A 14,433-nucleotide genomic window follows, 5' to 3' on the forward strand; every position below is an offset into this window, starting at 1 on the left:
CGGCGCGCACGGCGCTGGTGAAGCAAGAACATGTGGATGATGCCCCGGCTTCGGCGAAAAACCCCAATGGGGATGCTTCGGTCTGTTCGGCGAATACCTGTACCAATGGCTGCCCGGTTTCGATGGTTACTGGTGAGGAACTGCTGACCCTTACGGATGGCTCGTTGGAGGGTGTCCTGCCGTTTGCCTGGACGCGGTTGTATCGCAGCAGTGCCGTGGAAGTGGATTGCGGGTTGGGGTTTGGCTGGAGTCATGCGCTGGCGCAGCGCTTGGTGGTGAGCGGCGAATCGGTGGTGTGGACCGATCACGAAAACCGCAGCACCACCTTTCCCCTGCCCTCTGCTGCACGGCCGGCGATCACCAATAGCCTGGCGGAAGCGGCGATTTATCTGGGTGCTTTGCCGGATGAATGGGTGCTGGCTCAGGCGTCGCTTTTCTACCACTTCCGTGACGGTGTGCTGACGGCGATCAGCGATGCGTATGACAACCGACTGCGCATTGCTCGCGATTATTCCGGGCGGATTCAGCGGATCGATAACCATGTTGGCCAGGCATTGCTGCTGCGATATGAGCGCGGCCATATCGTTGCCGTCGACTATCAGGTGCAGCGGGAACTGGACTGGGTTACCGAGCAGAACGTTGTTGCCTACACGTACGACGATGCCTGGCGGTTGGTTGAGGCGACCAACGCGGTAGGCGAAAGCGAGCGTTATCGGTACGACGATCAGCAGGTGATCCTGGAGCGGGAACTGGCCGGTGGGGCGAGTTTCTTCTGGGAGTGGGAACGGTCCGGCAAGGCGGCAAGGTGCGTCCGGCACTGGGCCAGTTTTTCGCAGATGGACACGCGGTATGTGTGGGATGACAACGGCACGGTCACCGTACACAACGCCGATGGCAGCCAGGAAGTCTACGTACACGACCAGCGCGCACGGCTGGTGCAGCGGATCGATCCGGACGGCGCGCAGCACTTCAAATCCTACGATGAAAAAGGCCGGCTGACGGTCGAGCAGAATCCGCTGGGAGCGGTGACGGCCTATCAGTACGACGAAGCCGGTCGGTTGATTGCGCTGTTTCCCGGGGACGATACGCCGACGTCCTACGAGCATGACAACGGGTTCGTACGGGTTGTGCGCCGTGGTGACGCGGTGTGGAAATACCAGCGTAACGATCAAGGCGATATCACTCGCAAGACTGATCCGGACGGCAATTACACCGAATACACCTACACCCAACACGGAAAGCTCACGGGTGTTTGGTATCCGGATAACAGCAGCCAACGCTTTATCTGGAACGAACGCGGCCAGCTCATTGAGGAAAAACTGGCGAATGGCGGTGTGCGGCGTTATCGCTATGACGAGCTGGGGCGGCAGGTGGCTTGCGAGGATGAGCATGGTGCGCTGACCCAGTATCAGTGGGACGCCGTAGGTCGTTTGCTGAAAGTGATTCAGCCTGACGGGGCCACACGCGAATTCAGCTACAACCCGTACGGAAAAATCACTGCTGAGCGCGACGAGTTAGGCCGCGTCACCCGCTACGAATACGCCGATGGTTTGCACCTGATCAGCCGTCGGATTAATCCGGACGGCACGCAGCTTAAATACCGTTATGACAATGTTCGGCTGTTACTGACCGAGATTGAAAACGAGGTCGGCGAAACCTATCGGCTCGACTATCACCCCAACGGCCTGATCCAGCAGGAAACCGGGTTTGATGGCCGGCGTACTGCCTATGCCTACGACCTCGCCGGGCATCTGCTGGAAAAGACTGAATACGGCGATGAAGGCAGTCAGTTGGTTACCGGTTATGCGCGCGATGCTGCCGGTCGTCTCGTAAGAAAAACCCTGCCCGACCGCAGCATTGTCGATTACACCTACGACCGCCTCGGCAATCTCCTCAGCGTCGACGACGGTCATTGGCCGCTGCATTACGAATACGACCTGCAAAACCGCCTCACCGCCGAACACCAGGGCTGGGGCACGTTGCGCTACCGCTACGACGAATGCGGGCAACTCAACTACCTGCGCCTGCCCGACAACAACCGCCTCGCTTTCCACCACGAAAAAGGCGGCGACCTCGCCACCATCGAACTCAACGGCAACCTGCTCACCTCGCACCTGTTCAAATCCGGCCGCGAACACCAACGCCAGCAAGGCCAACTCCTCAGCCACTACCACTATGACGACCAGGGCCGCCTGCACGCCCACGCCATCACCCAACAGGAACAACGCTACCAGCGCCGCCAATACAACTACGACAAACGCGGCAACCTCACCCGCATCCTCGACACTCGAAAAGGCCAGCACGACTACCACTACGACCCGCTCGACCGCCTGACCCGCGCCAACCACTCGCACGACCTGCAGGAACGCTTCGTCCACGACCCGGCGGGCAACCTGCTGATGCAAGACCGCGTAGGGCCCAGCGTCGTCAAAGGCAACCGCCTGCTGATGCAAGGCGACCGTCACTACGACTACGACGCTTTCGGCAATCTGCTGCGCGAACGCCGGGGCCGGGCTCAACAGTTGGTTACCGAATACCGCTACGACTGTCAGCATCGCCTGATCAGCGTCACCCAGCCGGACGGCACCGAAGCCACATATCGCTACGACCCGTTTGGACGGCGTATCGCCAAAACCCTCAACGGTCAGACCACCGAGTTCTTCTGGCAAGGCGAAACATTAATCGCCGAACACAGCACTGATAACCACCAAAGCTATATCTACGAACCCAACAGCTTCCGCCCGTTAGCACTGCTGAAAGGCTACGGCCCGGAAGACGTAAAGCCCTTCCACTACCAACTCGACCACCTCGGTACCCCGCAAGAACTCACCGCATCCGATGGCGAAATAGTGTGGTCAGCGCACTACCGCGCCTACGGCCAAATCGCGAAGCTGGACGTCAACACCGTTACCAACCCGCTGCGCTTCCAGGGCCAATACTTCGACCCGGAAAGCGGGCTGCACTACAACCGCCATCGCTACTACAATCCGGATATTGGCCGCTACCTGACGCCCGATCCCGTGAAGCTGGCGGGTGGGCTGAACGGATACCAGTACGTGCCCAACCCGACGGGGTGGGTGGATCCGTTGGGGTTGAATACCTGTCCGGGTGGGGATGGATGTAAGCCGACGCACCGCGCTGAAGATCCCACGAGCAAAGCCAAGGTAAACGAAGGCGACGTAGAGCCACCTAAAGGATTCGATAGTAAGCTCTCAAGAAATGGAGCGCTGAGAAGAGCTAAAGAGATTGGTGGTATTCCACGAAGCGCACAGCCTATAGCGGTTGAAAGGGATAAGATCCGTGATCAAGATAGATACATATCGGGCAGGATATATGTTTTCAGCCTTAAAAAAGGTCATGTCACTAAGATTTATGAACACTCCCTAGGTCATGTAGAGGGCAATCACGGTCCACACTTCAACACAAAAAACACGATTGGAGGAATAAAGGTGCCTTTGAGGATTGGCGATGACTCACATACATACTTCAAGAGAAAGCCATGAAAACCGCATATATAAATGAAACTGGAGTAAAACCTTGGAACGGGGTAGAACAGATAGATGACTCTCAGTTTTCCACATTAACCTTAATTGACCATGACTTTCGCTGCGTTTGGGATTCCTGGTGCAACGTGGCGGAGTGCTTAGTAGAAGAATGGCCGATCAAGCGGGAATGGCGGTCGATAGGGTGGGGAGATTTTTACTCCAGGACCGAGGAATACCTACTAAAAAAGGAATTGGCTGGTCAGATAAAAAATGGAGATCTATTCGGAAAAAATGATAGCACCAACATATATTCGATAATAAAAAACATTCCAACCTTGCCCAGAGATATAAAAAATTCCGCACTGGAAGGTTCAAGCGAAACAATTTTGATTATGCAAAAGTCAGTCCCTTCAATAGAACAGCTTTGGACCGACATGACTATTTTCGAAAAAAAAGTGACTACCAAAAATATAAAAACTTTCCTTGAGATTCATCCACAAACCGTGCTTTGCAGGTTCTTTGATTCAGAAACACATGCCGCCGCTCAATTTATAAGCATGATTGATGTTCAAGAGAAACTAGTCAGCGCGATTCAAAAAAATGAGATCCGAGAAATCACCCAACGAGAGGTCTACAGTTATATTCACACATGAAGAATAGCCGAAAGCCAAACTTCCCACCAAACATCATGAATTGCGACGTACCTAAACGTTCGACTCAAAAAAGAGTCTCTCCTCTTGACGCAGGATATTTTAACCAAATAAATCCGCCTCACTCTGTTTCTTTGCTGCGACTACTTGCCGTGACCAAAAAACAATACTACACACCAAAAGCGGAAACGTTTTTTGGAGGACGATAAATGGCGATCTCACTGAAAAAACCATCAGGCTTCACATCGAATAATCACAAAAAAACAAAGGTGGTGGCGCTCAGCGAGCACGTTGAAGAGGATGTGACGTTGCTCATCGACGGCACCATATTGAATTGCTTCGTCAGCTTTTTCCCTTATGAGATCGAAGTAGGAAAAACCTATGATGTAGATCTGACAATAAATCTATCCGACGACTAAGAAGTCATCAGGATCGACACAGTCGATTGTCTGGTTGAAAAAACAGGCCATGGCTATGCTTATTTTCTGTTTGGAAGGCTTTGCAACGAGACTTTTCACACGTTTACGCCACTTGACGATCAAGACTTGCACTACGAGCATCCAGCATTAAACGAACAACTTATCAGATTGGAAGTAGAGAGAATTGACGTGAGCTTTCACTGACATTGCAACAAACAGATAAAAATACCGATTGCCTTACTTAAACCAACGCTCAAAAAAATTGAGCCATTGCGCATGTAACACAATGAAAATTTAAAACCGAGAAATTAAATATTTTAATATCTAGATCGGGCAAAAAAATGCTATCGACTTATTTGAGTACAGATTCGAAACAAAAAAATCCAGCTCTGGTGTAACAACAAAATTTTGCAGCCCGGACGGATCACCTAACCTATACCCTACGCACTACTTCCTAAGCCTTTGATTTCTGTGGGCCACCTGACGTCGTATCATCAGGCGGGAATGTAGTTTATACAACGCAGCCCTCACTCTACTGCGGCAAACGTTCCCCTCAACTCCACGCCACCACCAACAACCCCGCCCCCAACACCAAACACAGCGGCGAGTAAAAAAACGTATCCAGCCGCGCAAACCGCGACCCGCCGACCTTCTTGAAAAAACCCACCAGCTCTGAATCCCCAATCGCCCGGGCAAACATCACCAGTGCTACTGCACTAATCCCCCACTGCAACGCATGGTTGGACACCGGCTCGAAATACAGCCCGGCCCGCAAACACACCAGCACCGCAATCGCCACCAAGCCCACACCCACCAGCAACGTTCCCAGTGCCGACGGCTTGAACGCCGGTCGCGGCCCGCTGGCGAATTCACCCGGCAGCTGCGGAATAGCCGCCGTCACACCCAATTTGCCGCCGGCCGCCCAGTACAAATGCACCAGGCTGATAAAGCCAAAAACCCCGACGATCCATCGCGCGACTAAAAAGCTCATGGCTGGATATCCTTGGAAAAGTCCGAGAGAGGATAGCCCTCTTGAGATTTTTTGCAGGCAATTCGTCGGCGGCTGATGGTAAAGTGCCGCCCCATGAAACTCGCCCGTACCGACCGCTCGCTCATTGCCTGGATGCTCTACTGCTGCGTCCTGTTCAATGTGTTCGCCTGCAGCATCGGCCACGGGCAAATGGTCGGGATGCAGCTCAACGGCATCGGCGGCCAGTTCTGTACGGTGGACCCGCGCACCCAGGCGCCGGCGCCTTACAAGTCCACCGATGAATCCCTGCCCACGCTCTCGAAAGCCTTCGGTTGCCCGCTGTGCTCCACCGGCGGCATGGGCCCGGCGCTCAACTCCAGCCTCAATGTGGCGGTGCTTCCGCAACCCCATGCGCCGCCGCCCGCCATCGTTGCCAGTGCCGACATCCCTGCCCGCTTCACCTGGCCTGCGGCTAATCCGCGCGCCCCGCCCGCCTTCGCCTGATACCTGCGCTTTTCTGATTGGCCCACGCGGCTGCCTCCCCCGGGAGTGCGGACGGCACTGGGTTGTTTTCAAGCCAAGTTTTTCAGGATTCAACCATGAAACATTTACCCCTTTTGGCGGGCCTGTTCGGCTGCCTGCCTGTCAGCACCTGGGCGATTGAGCTGGCACCGACCACCATTGATGGCGAGCAAACCGGTGATGCCGGCCTGGCCCTGGATCAGTCCAGTGGCATGGCCTCGCGCCTGGGGCTGAGCGTGCGGGAAACCCCGGCGTCCATCAGCATTGCCAACCGCAATGACATCGAGCGCCGAGGCGCCAAGACCTTCCAGGACGCGGCCAATACCCTGCCCGGGGTCAACGCCAGCGCGCCGCCGGGGTTTGGCGGTTTCATTTCCTATCGAGGGTTTACCAGCAGCCAGATTACCCAGATGTTCAATGGCGTCGCGGTGTCCGGCGGCCTGGCTCGCCCCGTGGATGCGTGGATTTATGACCGAGTCGAACTGGTGGGCGGGCCCTCCTCGCTGATCAACGGCGCCGGCTCCGTCGGTGGTTCGCTGAACTACGTGACCAAGCTGGCTACCCGTGAGGAACAGGCCGCCGAAGGTCAGCTCACCTATGGCAGCTACGACACTGCCGGAATGGCCTTCGGCCTGAACCACGCCCTGACCGAGCCGGGCGCCGAGGTCCAGCATTACGCGCGCCTGGACGTAAGCCGCAACACCAACCACACCTATATCGATCGCCAACAGCGCGATGCCTGGAGCGTGGCGTTTTCCCTGCTGAGTGATTTCACCCCGAACCTGTCCCACACCCTGGCCCTGGAATATCAGGACGAACACGAGGACAGCCCCTACTGGGGCACACCGGTGCTCAACCCGAAGTCGGGCGAGTTGAAGATCGACAAACACAACCGCTTCAACAACTACAACGTGGCCGACGGTCGTTATGAGCAACGCACGATCTGGGTGCGCTCGATCATCGACTACCGGATCAATGACAGCACCACGCTGAAAAATACCCTCTATCACCTCGACAGCCAGCGCGACTATCGCAACCTGGAAACCTACCAGTACAACGCTGATAACAGCGCAGTGAATCGCTCGACGGCCTATCAGGTACGGCACCAGGGTGAGCAGAACGGCAACCAGTTCGAGCTGCGCCATGACGACACGTTCTTCGGCTTGAGCACCACGTGGTCGGGCGGCTTCGAGTACAGGGTCAACAGCACCACCAACAATCCGTTGAATGTGGCAGGCAACAGTACGGTGGACCCGAACAACTATGATCCCGGGCATTTCTATGACATCCCGGGCACCAAGCCCGGTTTCGATCCGGACAAGACCAACGCCGTCACCACCAAGGCATTGTTCCTCGAGAACCGCCTGGGCCTGACCGACAAGCTGTCGTTGCTCACCGGCCTGCGCTACGACGCGATTGACCTGGAAGTCACCAACCACCGGGATATCACCGCCAGCAATCCGCGGCATGTCAAACGCAGTTGGGAGCCGGTGACCGGGCGGATTGGCCTGACGTATCAGTTCATCCCGCAAGCCAATGTCTACGTGCAATACAGCACCGCCGCCGAACAGCCGAGCAGCACCACCCAGGTGTTCGATGTGTCCACCGGCAAGCAATGGGAAGTGGGCAGCAAGTTCGATTACATGGACGGTCGCGGCTCCGCCACGGTGGCCGCCTACCGGATCGAGCGCAAGGACTTCGCCGTCACCGACCCGCTGGACCCGACCAATAGCATTCCGGTGGGCGCGCAGACGTCCAAGGGTATCGAGCTGGCCAGTTCGTTGCGGGTCACGCCCAAGCTATTGCTGGAGGGCAACTACGCCTGGGTCGATGCCGAATACGAGGACTTCAACGAGAAAACCGCCAGCGGTGCCGTGGTGTCGCGCAAGGGCAATACGCCGACCAATGTGCCCAGGCAGGTGGGTAATCTGTGGCTGACCTATGACTTTGCGGAGGATTGGCAGGGAGGTGTGGATGCGCGGTATGTGGCGTCGGTGTACGCCGATAACGCCAACACCCTGACGGTGCCGGCCTATACCTTGTTCGGGACGTTTTTGACTTGCAAGGTGGATCAACACACCTCCGTGACGGGCCGGGTGCGCAACCTGACCAATGAGGTGTATGCCGAGTTTGCCCATGTGTCGCCGGCGTATTACCTGGGGTCACCGAGGACGTTTGAGCTGGCGGTGCAGACGAAGTTCTAAAGCCCAGCAAGTTTCAAGGCAAGAATGAGGTCAGTGTGGGAGCGGGCTTGCTCGCGAAAGCGGTGAGTCAGTCAATACAAATGTTGGCTGAAAAACCGCTTTCGCGAGCAAGCCCGCTCGCACATTTTTGATCGCAATCGGGCTGTTATATCGGTGTTACTTCAGGCTGGCTTCGACCTTCTGCGCCACATCCTCAGTCAGCCACGCCTTCCAGACTTCCGGATGATCCTTGAGGAATGCCTGGGCGACTTCTCGCGGCTGGCTGTGCTTCTCGCTCATTTCGGCCAGCGCCTTGTTCAGCGGCTCGATCGGAAAGTCGACCTTGGCAAAGAACTCGGCGATCTGCGGATGCTCCTTCTGGAACGGCGTGGACACTCCGATGCTCAGCTTGGAGGCCAGGGAACGTGTAGGTTTCGGGTCAGGATTGTCTGCATCGGTCAGCGTTTTCCACGCCTCGGCATCAAATGGCGGCTCTTCCAGCTGGATCAGCTTGTAGCGCCCCATCAACGGTGTAGGCGACCAGTAGTAGAACAGCACCGGCTTGCCCCGACGGATCGAGGAAGCAATCTCGGCATCCAGCGCAGCACCCGAGCCACTGCGGAAATTCACATAGCTGTCGTCAAGCCCATAGGCCTTGAGCTTTTGCTTGTTGACCACTTCCGAGGTCCAGCCAATCGGGCTGTTGAGGAAACGGCCCTTGCTCGGTGCTTCCGGGTCCTTGAACACGTCCTTGTAGCGCGCCAGATCCTTCACGCTGCGCAGGTCCGGCGCGAGGGGCTTGATGCCTTTGGCCGGGTCGCCCTTGACCACGTACTCCGGCACCCACCAGCCTTCAGTGGCGCCCTTGACGATATCCCCAAGACCCACCACTTTGCCTTCGGCCTCGGCCTTGACCCACACCGGGCTGCGGCCGGCCCATTCTTCGCCGATTACCTGGATGTCGTTTTTCGCCAGGGCGGTTTCCAGGGTGATGGTGGTGCCGGGCAAGGTGTCGGTGGGCAAGTCATAGCCCTTTTCGACAATCACCCGCAGCACCTCGGTGATCAGGCTGCCGCTTTCCCAGTTCAGGTCGGCAAAATGAATCGGCGCCTGGGCCGCTGATACCGGCAGCGACGCCACCGACAGACTCAGGGTCGTCAGTGAGGCTGCCAACAGTGCTCGAATTCCTTTCATGCTTTGCACCTCATGCCTTACAGCAATCGCGAATGGCTTTGCTGTAACACCGCGAAGCCTCTGAATACTTAAGTCAACTCAACTGTAGTAGAGGTTCCGAGGAACATGGCAGGCTGCCGGTTTTTACGCAGGATTGTTCAGCCGCTGCAACTCGCGGCGCACCATGCTGGCGAATTCGGCGGGCTTGAGTTCATACAGTTGGCCGGCGACCCAGCTCAACCAGGCGCCCTGCAACTCGGCCTTGCGGGCAAACAATTGAGCCGCCGTGGCTTGGGCATCGAGCAGGTGCTGCTCGTGGAACTGCGCCCTACCCTGGCTCATTACTCGCTGGCCTTGAAGGTCACGAGTTCACCCTTGCGCCATTTGGCGGCCTTGCCGGTGACGGCCTTCAGGGTCTTGGTCAGGCCTTCTACCAATTGCTCATTGGCGGCAAACACCAGCATCACGCTGTGGCCTTCCTTGAACACAATGCCCTGGCCTTCGGCCGAGGACACAAAGGCGTAATCGCCCAGGCCATACACCGTCAACTTGATATCGCGAAACTTCAGTTCGAACTTGCCGCCTTCGCGGCTGGGCAATACAGCGGCCCGGAAATGATCACCGACCTTGAGTTCCAGGCGCGGTTTGTCATCCACCACCAATGCCGCTTCGGTATCGATCTCGGCGATGTAGATACCTTCAGGTGTCTGCTCAGTGACGTAGACGAAACGGGATTGAAACTGCTTGACCAACTTTGCGCGCAAATCACCCAGCACGAATAACGCGTGCATATCCAGATTACTGACTGCCAAGGAAACGCCCCCACATCAAAAGGGTGCTGTCCGCCCAAGCGGGCAGCACAAAAAAACGGCCGGAAACGGCACGATCACACAACAAATCCACTGATAAAAACTGAAGAAGATCACGCTGCCAGGCCATGAGACTAGTACAGGCGTGCCCGACGCACCTTACGCAGGTCGCCAGGCGTTGCAGGAAATCACAGGTTTAACGACCAGAGAATACTGGCCGACCCACTTCAGACAATAACCCTTTAAAAAATGCAGTTTCCGACATCCAACACAGAAACTAATGCTTTGGATGGAACCGGACGCCGGACACTGACGACAATACTAAAACAGCAACACAGGTCAAAACCACTCGAAATACTGCAAGCGGGTACGCAATGTCGATCGACAGGAGCTGATTATGCAACGACCTCAACCGATTGCCACACCTTCGAACACAGGTTCATCTTTTATCGATGACGGGCAATTCTACTCCCTATACACCCACGACAGTTGCCTGCATTCGGCGCTCTATCGGGTAGTCCCCGCCGGGAGAAACTTTTTCCATATCCTTGAAGTGCCCAGTGGGCGGATCAAAGGTTTTCGCAGCGGCCATAGCCAGGCCTGCGAACTGGCCCGACAGCTGGAAGCCATCCTGCAAGCGCCACACGGCTGAGGCGCGGCTGGCGTTTCGTCATCTGGTTGACTTTACTGCGCCGCCAGCGCGTAACAACTGCCATACTGGTCCGTCCATTGAGATTTGTGCCCTTGCGGTTCAGGTTTCATCAGCGCAATTACCTCCAAGGGAAGGCTATACGTGACGGAATTTGATATTGGCGAATTTTTCATCCATGGCGAAGCCAGGGAAGTAGACGGTGAGTTCCAGGCCGTGATTGTGATGCGGGCCAAGGCTCCCCTGACCACCGTGACGACTCACCAGGTAGAAAAGGACCGCTGGTTCAAAACCGTAGACGCTGCCAACACGGCTGCCAAGGAAGCCGCAAAAGCCCTTAAGGCCGCCGTTGATTCCGGCGCGCTGACCTCCTGATTACCCGGCGCGACAATCCGATCGAACTCTGTCCCGCAACAACCCTCCCATGCATACGATGATCAGCCCGCATGGAGAACGATATGGAAGCGCAGACCTACACCCTCGAAGACCTGTTTGAACAACTTGGACTGGAATCGTCCCCCGAGGCGATTGACGCCTTTATCGGCAAACACACCCTGCCCAATGACGTAAAGCTGATTGACGCGGATTTCTGGTCACCGCAACAAGCCCAATTCCTTAAGGATGAACTGCGTGAAGACGCAGTCTGGGCGATCGCGGTCGACGAACTGAACCAGCGCCTGCACCAGCAACCCTGAGCCTTCAATGCAGGCTGTCTGACTGCTCCAGGTGCAACAGCGCCTCCCAGGCAGCCCTGCACTCTTCAGCCTCATCGCGACTGGCGAACGCCGTGCCGCGCTGCTCGCCATTGAGCAACACTACCCAACAGGCCTTTTGCCCCAGCGCACGCAGGGTGGGCGGTACGCCACTGCCAATCATCACAGCCACATCGACTTTGGTTTGCATGGAGCGCCTCCGGAAAATTAGTTAGCTGGCTAACAATGTTCGCCATGCTACGGTTTTCTTCCAGTTGGAAAAAGCTATCCCCGGAATAGCTCCCTTGCATTACCTGCAACAATCGCCCTCGTGGGTCAGCGGCCCTCAGGTCTGTAGCCCAGGCGCAAGCCGCCCCAATGCCGGCCATTGACCGTGATCGGCACGGACAAGTCGTGCATCAACTCCCCGGTATCGCGGGTGTAGGTCTGCAGCAAGACCGCCTGCTGGTGGCTGCCGCAGCGGATTCCCGTGCGGTCTTCAAACTTGCGCTTGGTACGATTTTGTACCGCGTCCACTTGGGCATCGCCGGTCAACGCTTGGGAGAACACCTTGTTGTGGGTTGGCACATAACCCTGTGGCGTGCAGGCGATGGCGAATACCAGGCCCTCATGCCGGGGCAACAGGGCTTCCTGTATGGCCGGCAGCACCTGGTCGGTGTAGCCGTCAAAACGCGTGTGGTACTTGCTTGGCCGCGTGTTGGGAATGGCGGTATAGCTGCGGTCGAACAGGTCATCGAGGCTGATGCGGTTTTGCAGGACGTCGGCTTCAAACTGCGCGGCAATGCGGCTCGCGCCTTCGCGTGCCAGGTCATAGATGCGCTGGTGGTAGTCGTCCAGGCCGACCTCGGCGAGGCGTTCACTGATGGTTTCGGCCTGGCCTTCCATTTGTACGGCGGCGGCAGCCAACTGTTGGGTCTGCTGGTCGCTGACGGTCAAATCGCTGCGCATCTGCTCCACCGCATGGAACAGGCTGTCGAGTTGGGCGCGGTTGGTGTCGGTGCCCTGGGCGATTTCATTGACCTGGCCTTCGACATCCGCTGCCAGGCTGGCGATGCTGTCCAGTTGCTCGCCGGCGTGCTCCACCTGCTCTACACCGGATTGCAGATCCGCCGACAATTGCCGGATCTGCTCCACCACCTGGGCGGTACGCTGCTGGATATCCGCCACCATCACCCCGACTTCATCGGTCGCCGTGGCGGTTCGCCCGGCCAGGCCACGCACCTCGTCGGCGACCACCGCAAACCCGCGACCATGCTCACCGGCCCGCGCGGCTTCAATCGCCGCGTTCAAGGCCAGCAGGTTGGTCTGGCTGGCGATCGACTGGATCACCAGGGTGACGCGCTGGATTTCTTCGCTGCGCTGGCTCAAGGCCTCGATCAATTGACGGCTGTCGTTGGCGCGCTGGCTGAGCTGGTGCATACGGGTGATGGACTGCGCCAGCACCTCGCGCCCTTCGGTACTGCGCTGATGGGCCTGGCTGGCCGCACCGAGGGCCTGGCGGCTCAGTTGCGAGGTGAGCTGCTCGGTGCCGATCATCACTTCGGCACTGCTGACGATCTGCTTCGCCGCGCCCAATTGAGATTGCAGCCTGGCCGCCAGTTGCTTGACCGAATAGGCCACGCCGGCAGCAGACAGCGCGTTATGGCTGGTGGTGTAGGACAGGTCGCGGGTCAGCTCGCCGATTGCATCGGTGGCTTCGGCCGGTGCGGCATTGTGGGTGCGATGTTTCAGGCGGGGCAGCCAGATCAGCAGCAGGGCCACCGGCAGGCACAGGTAAATCGAGAGTTGGGCGAACGCCAGGCCCAACAGCAACAGCACCAGGGCGGTACTTTGCAGGAGCGGCGTCAACCAGCCGGGCAACTGTCGCGCCACCACGGGTGGTGACACTGCTGCGCCCATGAGAGATCCGTCTCCAGCCATGTTCGTTACCCCGCTGCTTGTCGTTATTGTGACTGCATTAGACGCCACTATGTGGCCATTATCCATGGGCCTTTAGTGGGGGGCTTGCAGCAGATCAATAGACAGCGGTAATACGGGCGAAATCTATGTAGGAGCGAGCTTGCTCGCGAAGAACCTGAGAGCACCGTTGGGTATCAGGTTTCCCGCGTTATCGTGAACGACCTTCGCGAGCAAGCTCGCTCCTACACGGGGGGCATCAGGCTTGACGCTGGTGCTTGTCGATTTGCTCGTGGCGCTCTTGCGCTTCGATGCAGTACTTGGTGGTCGGGCTGATCAGCAGGCGCTTGAGGCCGATAGGCTCGCCGCTGTCGTCGCACCAGCCGAAGGAGTCTTCCTTGATACGGCCCAGGGCCTGCTCAAGTTGCGGCAGCATGCGCTGGTCGCGGTCGATGGCGTTCACCAGCCAGGTGCGCTCTTCTTCGACAGAAGCAGCGTCGGCCGGGTCTGCCGGGGTGTCCAGGCTTTCAATGGCGATGCGGTTCTGCTCGATGCGCTCGTGGTGTTCCACTTTCATGTCCTGCAACAACTTCTCGAAAAAAGCGTGCTGCTCGGCATTCATGTAGTCATCCGCCGGCATGGCCAGCAACTTTTCCTTTGTCATTGATTTCTCTATAAAAAATACGTGCATTAAGGCGAATAAGGGAGCGTTCCGGCCGACCTCTGCAGGTCTCGGAAAGGCGCCGTCCATTTCAAGCGCCACCCGGCACTCAATTTACGAGGGGCGGCAGTCTAAGGCCGACTTGAGGGCTCAGCAACTGAAATGACAGGCATTTTTTCCAAGATAACCCGCAAAGGCACCAGGACGGGCTCGGCGAATGGTCATCGGAGTGCGTTTATAGCAAGAAATTCAGTGTTGTGGAGCTATATAGAAGACAAACGGTTAAATGTGGGAGCGGGCTTG

The 14,433-nt window shown here is 57.2% G+C and carries 15 protein-coding genes; 8 read left to right on the forward strand and 7 right to left on the reverse strand.

Annotated elements, in window-relative coordinates:
- The 3 genes from HX807_RS11700 to HX807_RS11710 form a co-directional block, all read left to right on the forward strand.
- The coding region (locus HX807_RS11700; RefSeq protein WP_177050036.1) for an RHS repeat-associated core domain-containing protein at window positions 1-3,503 on the forward strand (3,503 nt) is incomplete at its 5' end.
- On the forward strand, window positions 3,500-4,138 hold the full coding sequence (locus HX807_RS11705; RefSeq protein ID WP_177050038.1) for a hypothetical protein: 639 nt from the start codon (window positions 3,500-3,502) through the stop codon (window positions 4,136-4,138). The genes HX807_RS11700 and HX807_RS11705, both read left to right, overlap by 4 nt.
- A 206-nt stretch (window positions 4,139-4,344) precedes the next feature.
- The gene (locus HX807_RS11710) at window positions 4,345-4,554 is read left to right on the forward strand and encodes a hypothetical protein (RefSeq protein ID WP_177050040.1); all 210 of its coding nucleotides are present in this window, start codon (window positions 4,345-4,347) and stop codon (window positions 4,552-4,554) included.
- A 553-nt stretch (window positions 4,555-5,107) separates the two neighbouring features.
- Here HX807_RS11710 and HX807_RS11715 read toward each other — a convergent pair.
- Window positions 5,108-5,545, reverse strand: a complete 438-nt coding sequence (locus HX807_RS11715) for a DUF3995 domain-containing protein (protein ID WP_003214721.1) — start codon at window positions 5,543-5,545, stop codon at window positions 5,108-5,110.
- 93 nt (window positions 5,546-5,638) lie between these two features.
- Between HX807_RS11715 and HX807_RS11720 the strand changes: the two genes are divergently transcribed.
- Window positions 5,639-6,028: a DUF2946 domain-containing protein gene (locus HX807_RS11720; protein WP_003214719.1), complete on the forward strand. Its 390-nt coding sequence runs from the start codon at window positions 5,639-5,641 to the stop codon at window positions 6,026-6,028.
- 95 nt (window positions 6,029-6,123) lie between these two features.
- Entirely contained in the window at window positions 6,124-8,250 is a 2,127-nt protein-coding gene (locus HX807_RS11725) for a TonB-dependent siderophore receptor (RefSeq protein ID WP_177050042.1), read from the forward strand.
- A 156-nt stretch (window positions 8,251-8,406) separates the two neighbouring features.
- On the opposite strand, the gene HX807_RS11730 is transcribed toward HX807_RS11725, so the two are convergent.
- From HX807_RS11730 to HX807_RS11740, 3 genes are all read right to left on the reverse strand, one after another.
- Window positions 8,407-9,423 (reverse strand): ABC transporter substrate-binding protein, encoded by a 1,017-nt coding sequence (locus tag HX807_RS11730; protein WP_008437166.1) that lies wholly within the window; start codon window positions 9,421-9,423, stop codon window positions 8,407-8,409.
- 123 nt (window positions 9,424-9,546) lie between these two features.
- Window positions 9,547-9,744, reverse strand: a complete 198-nt coding sequence (locus HX807_RS11735) for a hypothetical protein (protein WP_008437165.1) — start codon at window positions 9,742-9,744, stop codon at window positions 9,547-9,549.
- Window positions 9,744-10,193, reverse strand: coding sequence for a hypothetical protein (locus tag HX807_RS11740; RefSeq protein ID WP_003214715.1), 450 nt, complete (start codon window positions 10,191-10,193; stop codon window positions 9,744-9,746). Before HX807_RS11740 ends, HX807_RS11735 begins: the two co-directional genes overlap by 1 nt.
- 415 nt (window positions 10,194-10,608) lie before the next feature.
- On the opposite strand from HX807_RS11740, the gene HX807_RS11745 reads away from it, so the two are divergent.
- The 3 genes from HX807_RS11745 (at window position 10,609) to HX807_RS11755 (ending at window position 11,555) form a co-directional block, all read left to right on the forward strand.
- Complete coding sequence (locus HX807_RS11745; RefSeq protein WP_083853233.1) at window positions 10,609-10,863, forward strand: hypothetical protein; 255 nt, start codon at window positions 10,609-10,611, stop codon at window positions 10,861-10,863.
- Between the two features lie 141 nt (window positions 10,864-11,004).
- Window positions 11,005-11,235 (forward strand): hypothetical protein, encoded by a 231-nt coding sequence (locus HX807_RS11750; protein WP_003214713.1) that lies wholly within the window; start codon window positions 11,005-11,007, stop codon window positions 11,233-11,235.
- Between the two features lie 83 nt (window positions 11,236-11,318).
- Entirely contained in the window at window positions 11,319-11,555 is a 237-nt protein-coding gene (locus tag HX807_RS11755; RefSeq protein ID WP_087694069.1) for a DUF2789 domain-containing protein, read from the forward strand.
- A 4-nt stretch (window positions 11,556-11,559) separates the two neighbouring features.
- Here HX807_RS11755 and HX807_RS11760 read toward each other — a convergent pair whose 3' ends face one another.
- From HX807_RS11760 to HX807_RS11770, 3 genes are all read right to left on the reverse strand, one after another.
- Window positions 11,560-11,763 (reverse strand): hypothetical protein, encoded by a 204-nt coding sequence (locus HX807_RS11760; RefSeq protein WP_003214710.1) that lies wholly within the window; start codon window positions 11,761-11,763, stop codon window positions 11,560-11,562.
- Window positions 11,764-11,888: 125 nt separating this feature from the next.
- Entirely contained in the window at window positions 11,889-13,559 is a 1,671-nt protein-coding gene (locus HX807_RS11765; protein WP_371316469.1) for a methyl-accepting chemotaxis protein, read from the reverse strand.
- Window positions 13,560-13,728: 169 nt separating this feature from the next.
- The gene (locus tag HX807_RS11770) at window positions 13,729-14,133 is read right to left on the reverse strand and encodes a TraR/DksA C4-type zinc finger protein (protein ID WP_003214706.1); all 405 of its coding nucleotides are present in this window, start codon (window positions 14,131-14,133) and stop codon (window positions 13,729-13,731) included.
- Window positions 14,134-14,433: the final 300 nt, after the last annotated feature.

It is taken from the genome of Pseudomonas sp. D8002 (assembly GCF_013385695.1).
Classification (GTDB): domain Bacteria; phylum Pseudomonadota; class Gammaproteobacteria; order Pseudomonadales; family Pseudomonadaceae; genus Aquipseudomonas.

Coding starts and splice junctions, on each gene's coding strand:
- HX807_RS11720 (WP_003214719.1), top strand. CDS start 5,639: ATGAAACTCGCCCGTACCGACCGCTCGCTCATTGCCTGGATGCTCTAC.
- HX807_RS11740 (WP_003214715.1), bottom strand. CDS start 10,193: ATGCACGCGTTATTCGTGCTGGGTGATTTGCGCGCAAAGTTGGTCAAG.
- HX807_RS11730 (WP_008437166.1), bottom strand. CDS start 9,423: ATGAAAGGAATTCGAGCACTGTTGGCAGCCTCACTGACGACCCTGAGT.
- HX807_RS11735 (WP_008437165.1), bottom strand. CDS start 9,744: ATGAGCCAGGGTAGGGCGCAGTTCCACGAGCAGCACCTGCTCGATGCC.
- HX807_RS11710 (WP_177050040.1), top strand. CDS start 4,345: ATGGCGATCTCACTGAAAAAACCATCAGGCTTCACATCGAATAATCAC.
- HX807_RS11745 (WP_083853233.1), top strand. CDS start 10,609: ATGCAACGACCTCAACCGATTGCCACACCTTCGAACACAGGTTCATCT.
- HX807_RS11770 (WP_003214706.1), bottom strand. CDS start 14,133: ATGACAAAGGAAAAGTTGCTGGCCATGCCGGCGGATGACTACATGAAT.
- HX807_RS11765 (WP_371316469.1), bottom strand. CDS start 13,559: ATGGATAATGGCCACATAGTGGCGTCTAATGCAGTCACAATAACGACA.
- HX807_RS11755 (WP_087694069.1), top strand. CDS start 11,319: ATGGAAGCGCAGACCTACACCCTCGAAGACCTGTTTGAACAACTTGGA.
- HX807_RS11715 (WP_003214721.1), bottom strand. CDS start 5,545: ATGAGCTTTTTAGTCGCGCGATGGATCGTCGGGGTTTTTGGCTTTATC.
- HX807_RS11725 (WP_177050042.1), top strand. CDS start 6,124: ATGAAACATTTACCCCTTTTGGCGGGCCTGTTCGGCTGCCTGCCTGTC.
- HX807_RS11705 (WP_177050038.1), top strand. CDS start 3,500: ATGAAAACCGCATATATAAATGAAACTGGAGTAAAACCTTGGAACGGG.
- HX807_RS11760 (WP_003214710.1), bottom strand. CDS start 11,763: ATGCAAACCAAAGTCGATGTGGCTGTGATGATTGGCAGTGGCGTACCG.